At 73.0% G+C, this 19765-nt stretch carries 14 protein-coding genes and 1 pseudogene; 1 reads left to right on the top strand and 14 read right to left on the bottom strand.

Annotated elements, in window-relative coordinates:
* Positions 1–212 precede the first annotated feature (212 nt).
* From tmk to bldG, 8 genes are all read right to left on the bottom strand, one after another.
* Complete coding sequence (gene tmk, locus ACH4C6_RS14010; RefSeq protein ID WP_398108824.1) at positions 213–3458, bottom strand: dTMP kinase; 3246 nt, start codon at positions 3456–3458, stop codon at positions 213–215.
* Positions 3459–3634: 176 nt separating this feature from the next.
* A complete protein-coding gene (gene topA / locus ACH4C6_RS14015; RefSeq protein WP_398108825.1) occupies positions 3635–6478 on the bottom strand; it encodes a type I DNA topoisomerase in 2844 nt (947 codons plus the stop codon).
* A gap of 247 nt (positions 6479–6725) precedes the next feature.
* Positions 6726–6923 (bottom strand): hypothetical protein, encoded by a 198-nt coding sequence (locus ACH4C6_RS14020; RefSeq protein WP_333932242.1) that lies wholly within the window; start codon positions 6921–6923, stop codon positions 6726–6728.
* A 327-nt stretch (positions 6924–7250) separates the two neighbouring features.
* Complete coding sequence (locus ACH4C6_RS14025) at positions 7251–8780, bottom strand: methyltransferase (RefSeq protein WP_398108826.1); 1530 nt, start codon at positions 8778–8780, stop codon at positions 7251–7253.
* Positions 8781–9102: 322 nt separating this feature from the next.
* Positions 9103–9693 carry a small secreted protein gene (locus ACH4C6_RS14030; RefSeq protein ID WP_369198407.1) on the bottom strand — a complete coding sequence of 197 codons (591 nt, stop codon included), beginning with the start codon at positions 9691–9693 and terminating at the stop codon, positions 9103–9105.
* Positions 9694–9885: 192 nt separating this feature from the next.
* The gene (locus tag ACH4C6_RS14035) at positions 9886–12300 is read right to left on the bottom strand and encodes a sodium-translocating pyrophosphatase (RefSeq protein WP_398108827.1); all 2415 of its coding nucleotides are present in this window, start codon (positions 12298–12300) and stop codon (positions 9886–9888) included.
* 304 nt (positions 12301–12604) lie between these two features.
* A complete protein-coding gene (locus tag ACH4C6_RS14040) occupies positions 12605–13027 on the bottom strand; it encodes an ATP-binding protein (RefSeq protein ID WP_398108828.1) in 423 nt (140 codons plus the stop codon).
* Between the two features lie 121 nt (positions 13028–13148).
* A complete protein-coding gene (gene bldG / locus ACH4C6_RS14045) occupies positions 13149–13490 on the bottom strand; it encodes an anti-sigma factor antagonist BldG (RefSeq protein WP_003991900.1) in 342 nt (113 codons plus the stop codon).
* Positions 13491–13569: 79 nt separating this feature from the next.
* Here bldG and ACH4C6_RS14050 point away from each other — a divergent pair, with 79 nt between their 5' ends.
* Positions 13570–16134 (top strand): DEAD/DEAH box helicase, encoded by a 2565-nt coding sequence (locus ACH4C6_RS14050; RefSeq protein ID WP_398108829.1) that lies wholly within the window; start codon positions 13570–13572, stop codon positions 16132–16134.
* A gap of 58 nt (positions 16135–16192) precedes the next feature.
* Here the strand turns inward: ACH4C6_RS14050 and ACH4C6_RS14055 are convergent, their stop codons facing one another.
* The 6 genes and pseudogenes from ACH4C6_RS14055 to ACH4C6_RS14080 all read right to left on the bottom strand — a co-directional run.
* A complete protein-coding gene (locus ACH4C6_RS14055; RefSeq protein WP_398108830.1) occupies positions 16193–16696 on the bottom strand; it encodes an Rv3654c family TadE-like protein in 504 nt (167 codons plus the stop codon).
* Positions 16693–17052: a TadE family type IV pilus minor pilin gene (locus tag ACH4C6_RS14060; protein WP_398108831.1), complete on the bottom strand. Its 360-nt coding sequence runs from the start codon at positions 17050–17052 to the stop codon at positions 16693–16695. Before ACH4C6_RS14060 ends, ACH4C6_RS14055 begins: the two co-directional genes overlap by 4 nt.
* Entirely contained in the window at positions 17039–17248 is a 210-nt protein-coding gene (locus ACH4C6_RS14065; RefSeq protein ID WP_369198401.1) for a DUF4244 domain-containing protein, read from the bottom strand. Before ACH4C6_RS14065 ends, ACH4C6_RS14060 begins: the two co-directional genes overlap by 14 nt.
* 87 nt (positions 17249–17335) lie before the next feature.
* Positions 17336–18127: a type II secretion system F family protein gene (locus ACH4C6_RS14070; protein ID WP_398108832.1), complete on the bottom strand. Its 792-nt coding sequence runs from the start codon at positions 18125–18127 to the stop codon at positions 17336–17338.
* Positions 18124–18972 (bottom strand): type II secretion system F family protein, encoded by an 849-nt coding sequence (locus ACH4C6_RS14075; protein ID WP_398109342.1) that lies wholly within the window; start codon positions 18970–18972, stop codon positions 18124–18126. The genes ACH4C6_RS14070 and ACH4C6_RS14075 overlap by 4 nt, the downstream gene beginning before the upstream one ends.
* A gap of 20 nt (positions 18973–18992) precedes the next feature.
* Positions 18993–19733: pseudogene (locus ACH4C6_RS14080) on the bottom strand (CpaF family protein); the annotation flags it as partial.
* Positions 19734–19765 lie beyond the last annotated feature (32 nt).

A 19765-nucleotide genomic window follows, 5' to 3' on the forward strand; every position in this document is an offset into this window, starting at 1 on the left:
GACGGCCGAACGAACGCGCGGGGAGCGCAGCGAGCCGGCCTAGCGGCAGGGCCACGCCCGAGACGTCGGGCGTGGTCACGGCCCAAGCCTCTGCACATCCCGGCCGACGACGGCACGCCGACCGCCACCCCGGCCCGCCCGACCGCCACCCCAGGCCCGCCGGCGGCAGCGAGCCACCGGAACCGCCGGAGGCCTCAGCCGCCGCGGAGGCATCAACGGCCGCGGCCGCCCCGGCCCCGGCGGCCCCGGCCCTCGTCCGGCTCGTCCTCGTGCGGTCCGAGCAGTTCGTCCGCCAGCGACGGCAGGTCGTCCAGCGGTGTCTCCTCGGCCCAGTCGGACCGGCGGCGACGCGGCGCGCCCTCCGCGTCGACCTGGGGCAGCTCGCGCGTACGGTCCTCGCGGTCGTCGGGCCGGGCGGCCTCGTCGCGGAAGTACCCGGGCGGCACCCGGTCCTCCGGTCCGTCACCGGACACGGGCGGCAGCACCGCCGTCTCCTCGGCGTCCGGCCGGACCGGCGGCAGTACCGCCGTCTCCTCCGCGTCCCCCGGGCGGACCGGAGGCAGCACCGCCGTCTCCTCGGCATCCTGCGGAGCGGGCGGCAGCGGCAGCTCGGCCGTCACCTCGGACTCGGACGCGCCGGAGGCACCGGACGCCGGCGTCCCCGCCGCGGACGCCCCGGGCGTCCGGCGCGCGCCGCGGTCGGCGGTGCTCTCGTCCCGCACGGGGCGCAGCACCGTCGTGTCGTCCGTCCCGCCGCCGGGCGTCACCACGGGCGTCGGCACGGTCGCCGCGTCCTGGCCCGCCGCCGCGGCGGCGGGCCCGCGCTCGGTGGTCCTGGGACCGGCCTCGGCGGCGGCTGCCGCCGCCTCCGCGAGGCGCCGCGCCTCCTCGGCCCGCAGCAGTGCCTGCTCGGCCTTGCGCTGCTTCTCCAGGCGCAGCGCCTCGGCCTCGGCACGCAGCCGTGCCTCCTCCTCGGCCTGCTTGCGGCGGCGCTCCTCCTCGGCCTTGCGGCGGGCCTCCTCCTCGGCGCGGGCCTTCTCCTCCGCGAGCAGGCGTGCCCGCTCCTCCTCGGCCTTCCTGCGCGCCTCCTCGGCCCGGCGCCGGGCCTCCTCGGCCTGCCGTTCGGCCTCGCGGCGCTGCGCCTCCTCCAGCTCGCGGCGCTTGCGCTCCTCCTCCTCGGCGCGCAGTTTGGCCAGCTGCTCCTGGCGCTCGCGCTCCAGGCGCTCCTCCTCGGCCTTGCGGGCGGCCTCTTCCTCGGCCTTGCGGCGGGCCTCCTCCTCGGCCTTCCTGCGCGCCTCCTCCTGGGCCTTGATCTCGGCCTCGGACAGCGGCAGCACCTGGTCGAGCCGGTGGCGGATGACGGTCGTGACGGCCTCGGGCTCCTGCCCGGCGTCCACGACCAGGTACCGCCCGGCGTCCGCGGCGGCCAGGGTGAGGAAACCGGCGCGCACGCGCGCGTGGAACTCGGCGGGCTCCGACTCCAGGCGGTCGGGCGCCTCGGTGAACCGCTCGCGGGCGGTCTCCGGCGCGACGTCCAGCAGCACGGTCAGGTGCGGCACGAGTCCGTTCGTCGCCCAGCGGTTAATGCGGGCGATCTCGGTCGGCGACAGGTCGCGGCCCGCGCCCTGGTAGGCCACCGAGGAGTCGATGTACCGGTCGGAGATGACGACCGCACCGCGCTCCAGGGCGGGCCGTACGACGGTGTCGATGTGTTCGGCCCGGTCGGCGGCGTACAGCAGGGCCTCCGCGCGGTGGGACAGGCCCGCGCTCGACACGTCCAGCAGGATCGACCGCAGCCGCTTCCCCACGGGCGTCGCCCCCGGCTCGCGGGTGAGCACGACCTCGTGGCCCTTGCCGCGGATCCACTCGGCGAGGGCCTCGGCCTGCGTGGACTTGCCGGCGCCGTCACCGCCCTCCAGGGCGATGAAGAAGCCCCCGGCGGCGGGTGCCTGGTCCGGGTCGTCGCCGCGGAGCAGGGCGTCCTTCAGGTCCTGCCGCAGCGGCACACCGGAACGGTCGTCGACCTTGGCCAGCACCAGCGCGGCGACGGGCAGCAGCAGGGCGCCGGCCAGCATCAGGGTGAAGGCCGCGCCCCCGTGGGCGAAGACGAACTTGCCGCTCTCCAGGCGGTGCGGCCCGATCCCCGCCGCCACGAGCGGGGCGACGAGGGCGCCGAGCGCCACGCTCACCCGGACGACCGCGTGCAGGTGCTCCGTCGTCCGGGGACGGCGGTACTCCTCGGTCTCCTGGTCGAGCAGCGTGTGCCCGATGTTGGCGGACATGCCCGCCCCGGTCCCGGCCAGTGCCAGGATGAGCAGCACGGTGGTGACGTCCGGGACGAGCCCGGCGGCCAGCAGCGCCACACCGGTGAAGGCGACGGTCAGCGCCAGCAGCCGGCGCCGCGACAGCGCGGGCAGCAGGGCCGGGGCGGTGCGGATGCCGACGACGACACCGCCGGTGAGCACGCCCACGAACAGTCCGTACAGCACCGGGCCGCCACCCAGGTCCCTGGCGTGCAGCACGGCCACGGCGACGGCGGCCGAGACGGCGGCGGCGACGGCCGCGCAGGCCACGACGAGCAGCGGCGTCGCGCCGGTGCGGCCCTTGTCGGCGCCGGTGCCGGTCCTCGGGCGGCGCAGGCCCTCCAGCGGCGACCGCGCGCGCGGGGTGCGCGTGCCGGGCAGCTCCAGGAAGGTCAGCACGGACAGCGACGCGGCGAACAGCCCGGCCGCCACGTAGGAGGCGAGGGCCGCTTGGTGCCGGCCGAACCAGTCGATGCCGGCGCCCAGCGCGTTGTTGAACAGGGACGCGACGACGAGCACGAGGGCGCCGAGGGGGATCGCCACGAAGCCGGTGCGCAGCGACAGGCGGCGCAGGGCGTCCATGTTGTCGGGCAGCGGCCGGACCGTGGCGCCCTCGGGAGGCGGGGCGGGCAGCAGGGCGGGGGCCGCGCTCTCCCGGCACACCGTCCAGAACCGCTCGGCGACACCGGCGACGAACACGGTGACGAGCAGCAGGGCGGGCGCGTTGCCGGGCGCCCAGTCGATCCACAGGGGCGCGACGATGAGCAGCGCCGCGCGCAGTCCGTCCGCGCCGACCATGGTCCAGCGGCGGTCGAGCGGGCCGTCCTGCGAGGTGAGCGCGGTGAGCGGCCCGAGCAGCACGGCTCCGAACAGCAGCGTCGCGAGGATGCGCACCCCGAAGACGATCGCCACTGCGAACGCCACACCTCGATACCCGCCGCCGAACGAGCCCTCGGCGACAGCCGCCTGGACCATGAGCAGGACCAGGACGAGGAGGGCGAGCGTGTCTCCCACACCGCCCACGAGCTGGGCGCTCCACAACCGCCTCAACTGCGGACGTCGCAGCAGGGCGCGGACGGCGCGCTCACGGGAGTCCGTGACCAGTGCGTCGTCGGGGGCCGGCTGAGGGGCCGTCGGTTCGTCGGCTCGCGTCATGCGTTCAGCCTATCGGGAGCCACCGACACCACGGGCCGCCCGGTCTGGCATGCGCACGCCCCGACACCGAAGTGTTGCCGGGGCGTTCGCATTCCGAACCCGGGGCGAAGACCCGGGCCTTGGCGCCCGGATCCCCGGAGGGTTCTCACACTCTCTTCACGACAGGCCCAACGTCCTCAGTCGTCGGCCGGGTTCGCGGCGGACGCCGTCCTGGCGGCCGTCTTCTTCGCGGCGGTCGTCTTGGCGGCCGTCGTCTTCTTCGCCGTCGTCTTCTTCGCGGACGTGGTCTTCTTCGCCGCGGTCTTCTTGGTCGTGGCCTTCTTCGCCGGGGCCTTCTTGGCCGCCTTCTTCGCGGTCTTCTTCGCCGGTCCCTTGGCCCGCTTCTCGGCGAGCAGCTCGTAGCCGCGCTCCGGGGTGATCTCCTCGACGCTGTCGCCGGAGCGCAGGGTCGCGTTGGTCTCCCCGTCGGTGACGTACGGGCCGAAGCGGCCGTCCTTGACCACGACCGGCTTCTCGCTCACCGGGTCCGTGCCCAGCTCCTTCAGCGGCGGCTTGGCCGCGGCCCGGCCACGCTGCTTGGGCTGGGCGTAGATCGCCAGCGCCTCCTCCAGCGTGATGGTGAAGAGCTGCTCCTCGGCCTGCAGCGAACGCGAGTCCGTCCCCTTCTTCAGGTACGGGCCGTAGCGGCCGTTCTGCGCGGTGATCTCCTGGCCCTCGGCGTCGGTGCCGACGACGCGCGGCAGCGACATCAGCCGCAGGGCGTCGTCGAGGGTCACCGTGTCCAGGGACATCGTCTTGAACAGGGACGCCGTGCGCGGCTTGACCGCGTTCTTGCCCGTCTTCGGGGTGCCCTCGGGGAGGATCTCCGTCACGTACGGGCCGTAGCGGCCGTCCTTGGCGACGATCGTGTGGCCGGTGGCGGGGTCGGTGCCCAGCTCGTAGTCACCGCTCGGCTTGGCGAGCAGTTCCTCGGCCAGCTCGACCGTCAGCTCGTCGGGCGCCAGGTCCTCGGGGATGTCGGCGCGCTGGTGCTGCTCGGTGTCCTTCTCGCCGCGCTCGATGTACGGCCCGTAGCGGCCGACCCGCAGGACGATGTCGTTGCCCACCGGGAACGAGGACACCTCGCGCGCGTCGATCGCGCCCAGGTCCGTGACCAGTTCCTTCAGGCCACCGAGGTGGTCCCCGTCGCCGTTGCCGGCGTCGGCGGCGGCACCGGTGACCGTGCCCTCGCCGAAGTAGAACCGCTTCAGCCACGGCACGGACTGCGCCTCACCGCGGGCGATGCGGTCGAGGTCGTCCTCCATCTTGGCGGTGAAGTCGTAGTCGACGAGCCGCCCGAAGTGCTTCTCCAGGAGGTTGACCACGGCGAAGGACAGGAAGGACGGCACCAGCGCCGTGCCCTTCTTGAACACGTAGCCGCGGTCGAGGATCGTGCCGATGATCGACGCGTAGGTCGACGGGCGGCCGATCTCGCGCTCCTCCAGCTCCTTGACCAGGGACGCCTCGGTGTAGCGGGCCGGGGGCTTGGTGGCGTGCCCGTCGACCGTGATCTCCTCGGCGGTCAGGGCGTCGCCCTCGGAGACCTGCGGCAGCCGGCGCTCGCGGTCGTCCAGCTCGGCGTTCGGGTCGTCGGCGCCCTCGACGTAGGCCTTCAGGAAGCCGTGGAAGGTGATCGTCTTGCCGGACGCGCTGAACTCGACGTCCCGCCCGTCGGAGGCGGTGCCGCCGATCTTGACGGTGACGCTGTTGCCGGTGGCGTCCTTCATCTGGGAGGCGACGGTTCGCTTCCAGATCAGCTCGTAGAGCTTGAACTGGTCACCGGTCAGTCCGGTCTCGGCGGGGGTGCGGAAGCGGTCGCCCGAGGGGCGGATCGCCTCGTGCGCCTCCTGCGCGTTCTTGACCTTCCCGGCGTACGTCCTCGGCTGCGGCGGCAGGTAGTCGGCGCCGTACAGCTGCGTGACCTGGGCGCGGGCGGCGGCGACCGCCGTGTCGCTCAGCGTCGTGGAGTCCGTACGCATGTAGGTGATGTAGCCGTTCTCGTACAGCTTCTGCGCGACCTGCATCGTGGCCTTCGCGCCGAAGCCGAGCTTGCGGCTCGCCTCCTGCTGCAGCGTCGTCGTACGGAACGGGGCGTACGGCGAGCGGCGGTAGGGCTTGGACTCGACGGAGCGGACGGCGAACCGCGTCTGCTCCAGGGCGGCGGCCAGCGCGCGGGCGTTCGCCTCGTCCAGGTGGAGGGTGTTCGCGCTCTTCAGCTGTCCGAGGGAGTCGAAGTCGCGGCCCTGCGCGACCCGCCTGCCGTCGACGGTCTGCAGGCGCGCGACCAGCGACGACGGGTCCGACGGGTCTCCGGCGCGGCCGGTCGCGAAGGTGCCCGTCAGGTCCCAGTACTCAGCCGAACGGAAGGCGATGCGCTCGCGTTCCCGCTCCACCACGAGCCGGGTGGCGACGGACTGGACACGGCCCGCGGACAGCCGCGGCATGACCTTCTTCCACAGGACCGGCGAGACCTCGTAGCCGTAGAGGCGGTCGAGGATGCGGCGGGTCTCCTGGGCGTCGACGAGCCGCTGGTTGAGCTGGCGCGGGTTGGCCACGGCGGCCTGGATCGCGGCCTTGGTGATCTCGTGGAAGACCATCCGCTTGACCGGGACCTTGGGCTTGAGCACTTCCTGGAGGTGCCAGGCGATGGCCTCGCCCTCGCGGTCCTCATCGGTGGCGAGGAAGAGCTCGTCGGATTCCTTCAGCAGGTCCTTGAGCTTCTTGACCTGCGCCTTCTTGTCGGCGTTGACCACATAGATCGGCGCGAAGTCGTGTTCGACGTCCACACCGAGGCGGCGGACCTCACCGGTGTACTTCTCGGGCACCTCGGCGGCGCCGTTGGGAAGGTCACGGATGTGCCCGACGCTCGCCTCGACGATGTAGCCGGGGCCGAGATAGCCCTTGATCGTCTTCGCCTTGGCAGGCGACTCGACGATGACGAGTCGGCGGCCGCCCTTCGCGGTCTCGCTGGTCGGGGACAACTTCGCTCTTCTCTCCGGTCGACGCTGGGGCCTCCCCGGAGTCGTGTACCGGGGCTGGGTGGATGGTGACGCTGCGGAGTGTGACGGTACATCCCGCCCCCGTGTCAAACGGGAAAAGCCCGCAACGGCCACTCGAACGGTAACCCGACTACCACCATTCCTGCCGCCCGGAGTGCGGGGCCCGGACCCGGTCCCGGGCGGAGCGCCGGCTCCCCGATCAAGGGCGGGCGTCCGGCCCGGCCGCCTTTCAGAGGCGGGTGAAGCACCAGGTTCCGGCGGCCAGCGCGAGCACCGCGACCACGCCCGCCACGGCCGCCGATGCGACCGGCCTCACACCTTCCGCGACGGGCCGTTCCTGGCGCACGCACGCCACCGTCCACGCCAGCAGTCCGCCCCCGAACAGGGAGAACACCGCTCCCGCGAAGATCGCCGGTTCGCTCTCCATGGCTCGCCGCGCCCCTTTTCTCCCACCCACCCGTGCCCAGCCCCGGGAGGCTGTCACGCGTGGGCGGCGGGGAGGCGAACCCGAGGTGAACGCCGGGGCGGCGCGTGGGCGCGGCCGAGGACCTGACACCCTCGCCGCCCGTCCCGGGGAGGGTGTTCAATTCGACTCGAATTTGTTGGCGCGCGGGTCGGCGCGTTCGTTGGCGAGGGCGAGCCGCACGGCCGGACCGGCCGGACCGGCAGCGCACGCCTCGAGCCCGGGCCGGACGGCCGTCGGCCACGGGTCGGCGGTCACGGGGTCAGTGGTCACAGGGCCGTCGGCCACGGGTCAGCGGGCCGGCTCCAGGAAGCCCTGCTCGACCAGCAGCCGGATCTGGGCCGGGGTGCGGTCGCGCAGCAGCACCGGGTCCTCGCCGAGCAGCTGGGCGATCGCGTCCAGGATGACGCCGGCGCTCATCGAGCCGTCGCACACCCCCGCGAAGCCCGCCCCGACGGTGTCCACCCGGGCGGCCCGGCGCATGCCGCGGTTCTGGCGCAGCACGACGTGCTCGGGGTCCTCCGCGCCGGGCAGCCCGACCTGCTCCTGCACCACCTCGGCGGCGAGCCGGAAGTGCGCGGCCAGGAGCGCGGCGTCGTCATGGCCGCGCAGGAAGTCGAGCCGGTCGAAGTGGTGGCGGATGGTGTCGCCCAGCGGCTGCTCGACCGGGTGCGGCCACTCCTCGACCGTCACCGAGGGCACGGCGGCGTCCGTCCTGCGCAGGGTGATCCAGCCGAAGCCGACGGCCTTCACCTTGCGTGCCTCGAACTCGTCGAGCCACGCGTCGTACCGCGCCTGGTACTCCGCCGGGTCGCCCTGGTGGTCACCGGCGTCCCGCAGCCACAGCTCGGCGTACTGGTGGACGTCCTGCACCTCGCGCTGCACGATCCATGCGTCGCAGCCGCGCGGCACCCACGACCTGAGCCTGTCCTGCCAGTCCTCCCCTTCCACGTGCTGCCAGTTGGCGAGGAACTGCGCGAACCCGCCTACGGTCAGCCGCTCCCCCGCCTCCTGAACGAGCGTGCGGCACAGATCGTCCCCGCCCATCCCGCCGTCGCGGTAGGTGAGCCGGGCGGCGGGCGAGATCACGAACGGCGGGTTCGAGACGATCAGGTCGTACTTCTCGCCGTCCCTGACGGGTGTGAAGAGCGAGCCCTCGCGCAGATCGGCGGCCGGGGCGCCGGACAGCGCCAGCGTGAGCGCGGTGATGTGCAGGGCGCGCGGGTTCAGGTCGGTGGCCGTCACGCGCGTGGCGTGCTGCGCGGCGTGCAGCGCCTGGATGCCGGAGCCGGTGCCGAGGTCGAGCGCGGAGTCCACGGGTGTACGGACGGTGATGCCGGCGAGGGTCGTGGAGGCGCCGCCGACGCCGAGGACGACTCCTTCGTCCCGGCGTCCGATGCCGCCGGCGCCGCCGACCGCGCAGCCCAGGTCCGACACGATGAACCAGTCCTCGCCGCCGGGACCACCGTAGGGCCGTACGTCCACCGTGGCGGTCAGCTCGCCCTCGCCCGCCCGTGCCAGCCAGCCGCTCTCCAGGCAGGCGTCCACGGGCAGCACCTCCGCCACGCGCGCGTGCGGCACGGGCTGCTGGAGCAGGAACAGCCGGACGAGCAGTTCCAGGGGCGTGTCCCCGCGGGTCGCCCGCAGCGCGGGCACGGTCTCGCTGCGGGCCAGCGCCGCATACGCGGGGGCCCCGAGCAGGTCGAGCAGACCGTCGGCGGTGAAGGAGACCGCGAGCAGGGCGTCCCGGAGCCGGGCGGCGACATCGGGCCGGTCGGCGGCGGGCAGCGGGGGCAGGGATGACTGGCTGGCGTTACTCACGCCCCCATTGTGGCCGCCGGGAACGAGATCGCACGCGCCCGTGCCGCGCACTCCCGGGGGTCGAGGGCGCCGTCCGGCACGGGCAGGGGCGTTCAAGCCAAGGACGTCATCCGGCCCGGGCAGGCGTCTCGCACTCAGTCATCCGGCCCGGGCAGGCGTCTCGCACGCAGTCCTCCGGCCCGGGCACGCGTCTCGCGCGGACGTGACCCGGCCCGGGCACGGACGCCGTGCGGGGTGATCCGCCACCGGCTCCGACCGACCTCGCGCGGACGCGAGGGGGCAGGGGCACCGGCGCGGCCCGCTGCCCCGCCCGGGCGTCGGGTCAGCTCTGCGTGGCGCCCGCCGACGCCGTGGCCGCCTTGCAGCTGGACTGACGGGCCATCGCCTGGCCGACCTCGCCCTCCTCCAGGTTCTTCAGGGCGTCGTTGCCGCTCTGGCTCAGCTTGTCCAGCTCGCCGGCGATGTCCTTGAGGCCGTCGGCGAACTTGCCCTGGTCCTTGGTGTCGAGGTCGTCCACCTGCTTCTTCAGCGAGGCGTACGACGCGGAGATCGAGTTGAGCTCCTTGACCGCGTCCTGCTGCTTCTTCTCGCCGTTCTCCACGTCCGGCGCCCCGGCCTTGTTCACGGCGCTGCCGATCGCCTTGTAGGCGTCGGACATGTCCTGGAAGGCCTGCGCGTCGGTCTTCTGGACCTCCTCGGGCGCGCTGTTGTCCGAGGTCTCCTTCTGGATCGCGGCGTTGGCCGACTCGATCTTCTTGGCCTGCGGCTGCACGGCGTCGCAGACCTGCTTGGCCCAGGAGTCGAGCTTGTCGTTGCCGTCGTCGCCGCCGCAGCCGGACAGCGCCAGTACCAGTACCGCACCGCCGGACAGTGCGGCCGCGAGCTTCTTGTTCACCGGTTTGGTCCCTTCCATGGCTCTCGGCCCCGGAACATACACGCCGCATGCACGGCCACCGCACGCCGAACGCCTAATAAGACCGTTTTGTAACCTTTTGCACCAAGCGAGAGAAGGCTCACGCATGGTCGTGCACCGCACAGTGCGGGCGGGCGACGCGTCAACGCACGCCGCCCGCCCGCACCTTGAGCCGGATATCCGGGAAACCGCCTACGAAACCACCGCCGGATCAGCCGACTTCGGCTTCGGGGGCTTCGGCTCGGCGTTGTCGTCGTCACCCATGGCGATCCCGCGCCGCTTGGAGACGTACACCGCCCCGGCGATGACGGCGAACGCCAGGGCCGCGACCAGGATGCGCACCCCGATGCTCTTGTCCGGACCGTAGGAGAACTTGATCACCGCGGGCGCGATGAGCAGGGCCACCAGGTTCATGACCTTCAGCAGCGGGTTGATCGCGGGACCGGCGGTGTCCTTGAACGGGTCGCCGACGGTGTCGCCGATCACGGTCGCCGCGTGCGCCTCGCTGCCCTTGCCGCCGTGGTGGCCGTCCTCGACGAGCTTCTTGGCGTTGTCCCACGCACCACCGGAGTTGGCGAGGAACACCGCCATCAGCGTGCCCGCGCCGATCGCGCCCGCCAGGAACGCGCCGAGCGCGCCGACGCCCAGCGTGAACCCGATGAAGATGGGCGCCATGACGGCCAGCAGACCGGGAGTGGCCAGCTCGCGCAGGGCGTCCTTGGTGCAGATGTCGACGACCTTGCCGTACTCCGGCTTCTCGCTGTAGTCCATGATCCCGGGCTTCTCGCGGAACTGTCGCCGCACCTCGAAGACGACAGAACCCGCCGACCGCGACACGGCGTTGATCGCCAGCCCCGAGAAGAGGAAGACGACCGCCGCGCCCGCGACGAGGCCCACGAGGTTGTTGGGCTGGGAGATGTCCATCATCAGACTCATCGGCGCACCCTCACCGCTGAGCTTCTCGCCCACGTCCCGCGCCCCGGTGAAGATCGCGTCGCGGTAGGACCCGAACAGCGCCGCCGCCGCGAGCACGGCCGTGGCGATCGCGATGCCCTTGGTGATCGCCTTGGTGGTGTTGCCGACCGCGTCCAGGTTCGTGAGCACCTGCGCGCCCGCGCCCTCGACGTCGCCGGACATCTCCGCGATGCCCTGCGCGTTGTCGGACACCGGCCCGAAGGTGTCCATCGCGACGATCACCCCGACCGTGGTGAGCAGGCCGGTGCCGGCCAGCGCCACCGCGAACAGGGCCAGCATGATCGACGTGCCGCCGAGCAGGAACGCCCCGTACACCCCGAGCCCGATCAACAGGGCGGTGTAGACGGCCGATTCCAGACCCACGGAGATGCCGGCGAGGACGACCGTGGCCGGGCCGGTCAGCGAGGTCTTGCCGATGTCCCGGACGGGCCGGCGGGTGGTCTCCGTGAAATAGCCGGTCAACTGCTGGATCAGGGCGGCCAGCACGATGCCGATGGCCACCGCCACCAGGGCGAGGATCCGCGGGTCGCCGTCCTTGGCGCGGATCGCGGCATCGCCGACGCCGTCCAGGTCCGCGTACTTCCCGGGCAGGTAGACGAACACGGCCACCGCCACCAGCACGAGCGAGATCGCCGCGGAGATGAAGAAGCCGCGGTTGATGGCGCTCATGCCGCTGCGGTCGGCCCGCCGGGGCGCCACCGCGAAGATGCCGATCATCGCCGTGAGGACACCGATCGCCGGCACCAGCAGCGGGAAGCCGAGACCGGCGTCGCCGAAGGCCGCCGAACCCAGGATCAGCGCGGCGACCAGGGTGACGGCGTACGACTCGAAGAGGTCGGCCGCCATGCCCGCGCAGTCGCCGACGTTGTCGCCCACGTTGTCGGCGATGGTCGCGGCATTGCGCGGATCGTCCTCCGGAATGCCCTGCTCGACCTTGCCGACCAGGTCGGCGCCGACGTCGGCGGCCTTGGTGAAGATGCCACCGCCGACCCGCATGAACATCGCGATCAGCGCGGCCCCGAGACCGAAACCCTCCAGCACCTTCGGCGCGTCGGCCGCGTACACCAGCACCACGCAGGAGGCGCCGAGCAGGCCCAGGCCCACCGTGAACATGCCGACCACACCACCCGTACGGAAAGCGATCTTCATCGCTTTGTGCGAGACGGTGGTCAGATCCTTTTCCGGCTCGCCCTCGGCCGGTGTCGCCTCGCGCGCCGCGGCGGCGACGCGCACATTGCTGCGGACGGCGAGCCACATACCGATATAGCCGGTGGCCGCCGAGAACGCCGCTCCGATCAAAAAGAAGACCGAACGTCCGGCACGCTGACTCCAGTCGTCCGCGGGAAGCAGCATGAGCAGGAAGAACACGACCACGGCGAATACGCCGAGAGTGCGCAGCTGCCGGGCCAGATAGGCGTTCGCGCCCTCCTGGACCGCTGCCGCGATCTGCTTCATGCTGTCGGTGCCCTCGCCTGCCGCGAGTACCTGGCGCACCAGGACCCCCGCGAGCACCAGGGCCGCCAGGGCGACGACCGCGATGATCACGACGAGCACACGGTTGCCGTCGGTCAGGACGGCGGCTGCGAGATCAGTGGGATGGCCCGACTGTGGTGTGAAGGAAAGCCCCGCCATTCGTCCTCCTTGACGCTTGGGCTGAGCTCAAGATGTGGACGGGATTGTAGGTACCGGAACCTGATCAAAACAGTGCACGATAAAAGGAATTCGCCGCGCGAGTAATGCTCTGAAAGCATTCTCGGAGTTCCGCCGGGCGCGCGAATGATCGTGAATCAATTCACGCGTCGAACGGCACAGGAACCACTGTAAAGGCGATCACTGACACCCGCACATGACGAAGGGCCCCACGGGTGGGGCCCTTCATGACGAGCGGGGTACGCGGTCGCCGCTTGCGCGATGGCCGCCCTGCGCGGTGGCGGTGTCAGACCAGGATCGTCGGCGGCGGCGTCGTCGGCCAGGTCATCTTGATGGATCCGCCGTGCTCGCCCGCGCTGACCTCGACGTCGTCGACGAGTCCGCTGATGACCGCGAGGCCCATCTCGTCCTCGTCGGCCTCGCCGTCGCCGTCGGACGCGCGGCCGCCGGGTGTCGCGTGCGGGGCCTCGTCGCCGACCTCGATGGAGAACTGCTTCTCCTCCTCGATCAGCAGCACCTTCACCGGTGCCGAGATCCCGCCCAACTGGTGCAGGCCGACGGCCCGGGTGCACGCCTCACCGACGGCGAGCCTGACCTCGTCGAGGACGGCCTCCTCCACTCCGGCCCTGCGCGCCACCGCTGCCGCCACCAGCCGGGCGGTCCTGACGTGCTCGGGCAGCGCGCTGAAGCGGAGCTCAACGGTGGCCATGCATCCCCCTCGCAACTTCGGGCGTGCTGTCGAGGGGCTCCGGGCCGCCGAAAGCCCGGGCCCCCTCGGTCTTCACTTCCGCCGAACATCGGCCGGCCGGGCACGGAGCCCGGGGCCGGTGTCAGTCGGTGGCCGCAACCGCTTCCTCGACCGAGGTGTGAATCGGGAACACCTTGGTGAGGCCGGTGATGCGGAAAATCTTCAGAATGCGCTCCTGGTTGCAGACCAGGCGCAGGGAGCCCTCATGGGCACGCACGCGCTTCAGGCCGCCGACCAGAACGCCGAGCCCGGTGGAGTCGAGGAAGTCCACGCCCTCCATGTCGACGACAAGGTGGAAACTGCCGTCGTTCACCAGCTCGACCAACTGCTCGCGCAGCTTGGGCGCGGTATATACGTCGATTTCGCCACCGACCCTGACGATCGTGCGATCGCCCATGGTCTCGGTCGACAGGGACAGGTCCACGGATCCTCCAGCACCTTGCTATCGAGCGGTCGCCCTCGGGGCATCTCGGCTTCAGCCCTTGGACGCTTCGCCAGCCGCGATGGCATTCAATCACTTACCGGCAGGCGTGCACGACGCCTTGGCTCCATTGTCCGTCACGCCAGTGACACACTCGGTGCCGATGGCCAAGAATCACCGATCCGATCGAACCCCGCCGGACCCCGCCTCCCGGCCCGCGCCGGGCGCGGTCCTGGACCGGCTCGCGTCCGGTCCCAGCAGGGCTTCGCGCATTACTCATACGGAGCACTTGCCCCCGCGCGCGGGTCGGCATGCCGTCTGGCCGGACCGGATCCGCGCGGAGATCGTGGCGGCGGTGCAGGCGGCCGGTATCGAACACCCCTGGGCCCACCAGGCCCGGGCGGCCGAGCACGCCTTGGACGGCGACTCGGTCGTGGTCGCCACCGGTACCGCCTCCGGCAAGTCCCTCGCCTACCTCGTGCCGGTGCTGTCCACCCTTCTGGAGGGCTCCGAGGCCCCGAACGGCCGGGGCGCGACCACCCTCTACCTGGCTCCCACCAAGGCCCTCGCGGCGGACCAGCGCCGCTCGGTGAAGGAACTTTCACAACCGCTCGGCACCGCCGTCCGGGCGGCCGTCTACGACGGCGATACTCCGTTCGAGGAACGCGAGTGGATCCGCCAGTACGCCAACTACGTGCTGACCAACCCCGACATGCTGCACCGGGGCATCCTGCCCTCCCATCCCCGCTGGTCCTCCTTCCTGAAGTCGCTGAAGTACGTCGTCATCGACGAGTGCCACACCTACCGGGGCGTCTTCGGCTCCCACGTCGCCCAGGTGCTGCGGCGGCTGCGCAGGCTGTGCGCCCGGTACGGCGCGTCGCCGGTGTTCCTGCTGGCCTCCGCCACCGCCGCCGAGCCCGCGGTCGCCGCGCGGCGTCTGACCGGCGTGCCGGTCGTCGAGGTGGCGGACGACGCCTCACCGCGCGGTGAACTGGTGTTCGCCCTCTGGGAGCCGCCGCTGACCGAACTGCACGGCGAGAAGGGCGCCCCCGTTCGCCGGACGGCCACGGCCGAGGCCGCCGACCTGCTGACCGACCTCACCGTGCAGGGCGTCCGCTCGGTGGCCTTCGTCCGCTCCCGGCGTGGCGCGGAGCTGATCTCCGTCATCTCGCAGGAGCGACTGGCCGAGGTGGACCGCTCGCTGGCCGGGCGTGTCGCGGCCTACCGGGGCGGCTATCTCCCGGAGGAACGCCGCGCACTGGAGCGAGCCATCCATTCGGGTGAACTCCTGGGCCTCGCCGCGACGAACGCCCTCGAACTCGGCATCGACATCTCCGGCCTCGACGCCGTCGTGATCGCCGGCTACCCAGGCACCCGGGCCTCCCTGTGGCAGCAGGCCGGCCGGGCCGGACGGTCGGGTCAGGGCGCACTGGCCGTCCTCGTGGCCCGGGACGATCCGCTGGACACCTTCCTCGTCCACCACCCGGAGGCCCTGTTCGACCAGCCGGTCGAATCGACGGTCCTCGACCCGGACAACCCCTACGTCCTCGCCCCCCACCTGTGCGCGGCCGCCGCGGAGCTGCCCCTGACGGACGAGGACCTCGACCTGTTCGGCCCCGCCAGCCAGGGCCTGCTGCCGCAACTGGAGGCCGCGAAGCTGCTGCGCCGCCGCACCAGGGCCTGGCACTGGACCCGCCGCGAGCGTGCCGCCGACCTGACCGACATCCGCGGAGAGGGCGGACGGCCGGTCCAGGTCGTGGAGGCGGCGACGGGCCGGCTGCTCGGCACGGTCGACGCGGGTGCGGCCCACTCGACCGTGCACGAGGGCGCGGTCCACCTCCACCAGGGCCGCACGTACCTGGTGCGCTCCCTGGACCTGGAGGACTCCGTCGCCCTCGTCGAGGAGGCCTCCCCGCCCTACTCCACGGTCGCCCGCGACACGACCGCCATCTCCGTGCTGGAGACCGACGTCGAGATCCCCTGGGGCGACGGCCGCCTGTGCTACGGCTCCGTCGAGGTCACCAACCAGGTCGTCTCCTTCCTGCGCCGCCGGCTCATCACCGGTGAAGTCCTGGGCGAGACCAAACTCGACCTCCCTCCTCGTACGCTGCGCACCCGCGCCGTGTGGTGGACGGTCACGGAGGACCAGCTCGACCGCGCACGGATCAGCCCGGAGATCCTCGGCGGTTCCCTGCACGCCGCCGAGCACGCCTCGATCGGCCTGCTGCCCCTGTTCGCGACCTGCGACCGCTGGGACATCGGCGGCGTGTCGATCCCCCTCCACCCCGACACGCTCCTGCCGACCGTCTTCGTCTACGACGGCCACCCGGGCGGCGCGGGCTTCGCGGAACGGGCCTTCCACACCGCCCGTACCTGGCTGACCGCCACCCGCCAGGCCATCGCCTCCTGCGAGTGCGAGGCCGGCTGCCCGTCCTGCATCCAGTCCCCCAAGTGCGGCAACGGCAACGACCCGCTGCACAAGAGGGGCGCGGTACGCCTCCTCACGGTGCTGCTGGAGGGAGCGCCGGAGGAGAAGGAAGCCGGCGGGGAGCCGGAGAAGCGGGAACGGGGCACGCTGCCCAGGCAGGAGCCCACCGGGGGACCGGAGGGCCCGGAGGGGCCGGAGAGCCAGGGGGCGGACGGCTAGCCGGGGGCGGCGCGACCGGGGCCCGGGACGATCGGGGCCGCCCACGGGGCCCGGCCGCCTACCCGGCTGCGGAATCTCTGCGGGCCTCCTTCCGCCCCGTTCCCTCCGCCGACACTGCCCCGTCCGTGGCCGTCGGCGTCTGCGTCGCGGTCGCCGTCGCCGTGGCCGTCGGCGGGCCGGCCCGGGCCCTGACCCGCGCCGTGAACGGGCCCCGTCCTGACGCCGCCGTCACCTCCGCGATGTCTCCGACGACCTCGCACCGCACCAGCCGCGCCCCCTGTGCCCGGGCTACCCGGGCGGCCCGGGCACAGGCCATTGCGCCGCCCTCGGCCCAGTGGTCCGCCGCCGCGAGGGCGGCGAGGTCGGCGCCGCCCGCGGTGCGGTGCCGGATCACCACCGCCTGTCCCAGCGCGAGGACCACGCCGAAGACGACACACAGGACGGCGACGGCTCCGACGCTCCAGATGGTGGCGGACCCCCGGTCCGACGCAAGCCCCTCTCGCGCACGGTCTCCCGGCCCACGCCGCGCGCCGCACACGAGGCGGCGATCCCGGTGTCTCATGTGCCCACCGCCTCCTCCACCGAGGCCACGGCCTCCTCGCGCACCGAGAAGGACAGACCCCGCAGGACCGGTGGCTCGGCCACCACGACGACCCGGACCTGCTCCGGCCCACGGCTGACGGTGACCTTCGCGCCGGGCGGCGCCGCCTCCCGGGCCAGGCGTACGACCCGCTCGGGCGGGTCCTGCCGGGCCGCCGACCGGGCGCCGGTCCGTGCGGCGTCCACGCACTGGATCTGCGCGGCCACGGCCAGCAGGCCCCACACCAGCGCCATCGCGAACATGACCAGCACGGGCAGCACCACCGCCGACTCCGCCGTGACGAACCCGCGGTCGCCGCCCCGCTCACATCCGCGCATTGAGGGCGCCCTTCACGATGCCTTGCAGCTCCGCGCTGACCGTGCCGCTCGTGACGACCTTGTACAGCACCACCGCGAACGCCACGGCGGCCACGATGCCCATCGCGTACTCCGAGGTGACCATCCCCGCGTCCCTGCGCGCCGCCCGCATTCCGCACACCAGGGCACGCAGCCGCGCCCGTACCGCCTGATACATCTCAACCCCCGTAGGAAAGGATCCGAACTTCCACTGCTCGTCGTCTGCTTCACTCACTGCGCTCAGGTGCTCCGGTCGGTCTCCGCGTCAGCGACCACCTCCTCCGAGCACTCCGCCCGCCAGCCCGATCACCACGGGCAGCACCCCGACCGCGAGGAACGCGGGCAGGAAGCACAGACCGACCGGAGCGCTGACCATCACGCCCGCCCGGCGGGCCCTGGCCGTGGCGGCCCGGCCCCAGTCCGCCCGAGCCTCGGCGGCGAGCCGGGCCACCGGTGCGGCGGCGGGCAGGCCCGACACACCGGCCCGCTCCAGCAGCCGGGCCAGTCCTCCGGCACCGGGCAGGACTGCCACACTCCGCCAGGCCGCACCCGGTTCACCGCCCAGCCGTACCTCCGCCGCGCCTCTGGCCAGGGCGTCGCCGACCGGACCGCCCAGCGCCTGCCCGACGGCCTGGGCAGCGACGACCGGGCCGGCACCCGCCGCGATGCAGGCGGCCAGCAGGTCGGCGGCCAGGGGCAGTTGCCGCTCCGTCTCGGCCGGATCGGGCGCGTGCCGGGCGGCTCTGCCCTTCGCCTCCTGGTGCAGCCGCCACCGCCACACACCCACCGCGCCGGCGAGTCCCACGGCCACTCCGGCCGGACCGCCGACCAGCGCCCATCCGGCACACGCGACGCCCAGGGGAGCCGACCATGTGCGCGCCGCCCCGCGCAGATCGAGACGAGGGGAACGTGAGACCTCCTCCCGGGGCCGCAGCCGTGCCAACCGCCGCCGCATCGCCCGGTGGCGCCGCGTCTCGACCAGCCACCTGCCCCACCAACCGAGGGCGAGCACCATCCCCAGGGCCACCCCCAGCCTGTGGACAACCTCCGCGCTCATGCCACCGCCTCCGCACCCCGCACGATCCGCGACACCCACCACAGTCCGAGGCCCTCCAAGATCCCGCCGACGGCCAGGCAGCCCAGGCCGGCCGGGGTGTGGAGCAGGACGTGCAAGGGATCCGCGCCGAGGGCGGTGCCGATGAGCAGCCCCAGAGCAGGAAGCCCCGCGAGCATCACCGCCGTCGCCCGGGCACCCGCCAACTGGGCGCTCAGGTCGGACCGTTGGTCCCGCTCGGCCCGGAGGGCGGCTGCCAGTCGGTCGAGTCCGGCCGCGAGGCCCGCGCCCTGGTCCACCGCCACCCGCCAGCAGGCGGCGAGTCCGCGCAGGCCCTCGGCCCCCGGTTGCCGCGCCGCCGTCGCGAGGGCCTCCGGCACGTCACCGCCGAACCGTGCCGCTGCCAGTACCGTGGCCTGGGCCTCGGCGAGTCCGCCGCAGTCCCGGGCGCCGCGCAGCAGTGCCTCACCCGGCTGGCGTCCGGCCCGCACCTCGCCGGCGAGCGCCGAGCACAGGGCGATCACCTCGGCGGCCCGACGTTCCCGGTCCCGGCGCTCTCGGCCGGCCAGCCGGGCCTTGCGCAGCAACGGCACCCCGGCCGCTCCCAGCACGACCGGCAGTACCGACGCCCCCAGCACCGCGACCAGCGCCCCGGCCGCCGGCGCCCACCACTCGGTTCGCCACCGGTCCCGCACCCACCTCGGCACACCGGCCCTCGTCCGCCACCCGGGCGGATCGGCACCGACCGCTCCGCCTCCCTCGAACAGCAGCCGGGCCCGCCGTACCGCCGCATCCCGTCGGACCAGCAGCCACGCGGCCGCTCCCCCGCAGGCCGCCGCGACTGCCATGGACATCGCCGTCGTCCCCGTCATCCCGAACGCCATGCCGTCACCCCGTTCACCGCTCCCGGCTCCGCTCCGGCTCCGTCACCGGCCGGTGGTCCGGAGCCCCGTGTCCACTCGGCAGACCGCGGCCCGATTCCGGCCCGGCCTCCGCCACCCACCGCCCGACCGCCGGCCGGCCCGCTCCCGGCGCCCTCACCGCGAAGCAGTCCCCGCAGCCGCTCCCACCCGGCCTCGCGCACGAACGCCTCCTCTCCCCATCGCAGCGCCGGCACGGTCCGCACCAGCCCCGACGGTTCGCGCTCCAGCACGTGCACCTCGGCGACGCGCCGCCGCCCCGCGCGGTCGCGCGCGAGGTGCAGGACGACCGAGAGGGCGGCCGCCACCTGGCTGTGCAGGGCGGCCCGGTCCAGCCCGGCGGCCGTGCCCAGGGCCTCCAGCCGGGCGGGGACGTCCGCGGCGGCGTTCGCGTGGACCGTTCCGCAGCCGCCCTCGTGTCCCGTGTTCAACGCGGCCAGCAGATGCACCACTTCGGGCCCGCGCACCTCACCCACCACCAGCCGGTCGGGCCGCATCCTCAGCGCCTGGCGCACCAGGTCCTCCAGGGTGACCAGGCCCGCGCCCTCCTGGTTGGCGGGGCGGGTCTCCAGCCGCACCACGTGGGGGTGGTCCGGCCGCAGTTCCGCCGAGTCCTCGGCGAGGACGATCCGTTCGTCCGGCCCGACCAGGCCGAGCAGGGCGCTCAGCAGCGTCGTCTTCCCGAACCCCGGACAAAGACACCTCTACTGAGGCAGACTCA

The organism is Streptomyces sp. NPDC017943, from assembly GCF_044328425.1.
Lineage (GTDB): Bacteria > Actinomycetota > Actinomycetes > Streptomycetales > Streptomycetaceae > Streptomyces > Streptomyces djakartensis_A.

Bases quoted from the DNA above. Each gene is read 5' to 3' on its own strand.
- tmk (WP_398108824.1), bottom strand. From the start codon at position 3,458: ATGACGCGAGCCGACGAACCGACGGCCCCTCAGCCGGCCCCCGACGAC.
- ACH4C6_RS14020 (WP_333932242.1), bottom strand. From the start codon at position 6,923: ATGGAGAGCGAACCGGCGATCTTCGCGGGAGCGGTGTTCTCCCTGTTC.
- ACH4C6_RS14030 (WP_369198407.1), bottom strand. From the start codon at position 9,693: ATGGAAGGGACCAAACCGGTGAACAAGAAGCTCGCGGCCGCACTGTCC.
- ACH4C6_RS14035 (WP_398108827.1), bottom strand. From the start codon at position 12,300: ATGGCGGGGCTTTCCTTCACACCACAGTCGGGCCATCCCACTGATCTC.
- ACH4C6_RS14040 (WP_398108828.1), bottom strand. From the start codon at position 13,027: ATGGCCACCGTTGAGCTCCGCTTCAGCGCGCTGCCCGAGCACGTCAGG.
- ACH4C6_RS14050 (WP_398108829.1), top strand. From the start codon at position 13,570: ATGGCATTCAATCACTTACCGGCAGGCGTGCACGACGCCTTGGCTCCA.
- ACH4C6_RS14055 (WP_398108830.1), bottom strand. From the start codon at position 16,696: ATGAGACACCGGGATCGCCGCCTCGTGTGCGGCGCGCGGCGTGGGCCG.
- ACH4C6_RS14060 (WP_398108831.1), bottom strand. From the start codon at position 17,052: ATGCGCGGATGTGAGCGGGGCGGCGACCGCGGGTTCGTCACGGCGGAG.
- ACH4C6_RS14065 (WP_369198401.1), bottom strand. From the start codon at position 17,248: ATGTATCAGGCGGTACGGGCGCGGCTGCGTGCCCTGGTGTGCGGAATG.
- ACH4C6_RS14070 (WP_398108832.1), bottom strand. From the start codon at position 18,127: ATGAGCGCGGAGGTTGTCCACAGGCTGGGGGTGGCCCTGGGGATGGTG.
- ACH4C6_RS14075 (WP_398109342.1), bottom strand. From the start codon at position 18,972: ATGGCAGTCGCGGCGGCCTGCGGGGGAGCGGCCGCGTGGCTGCTGGTC.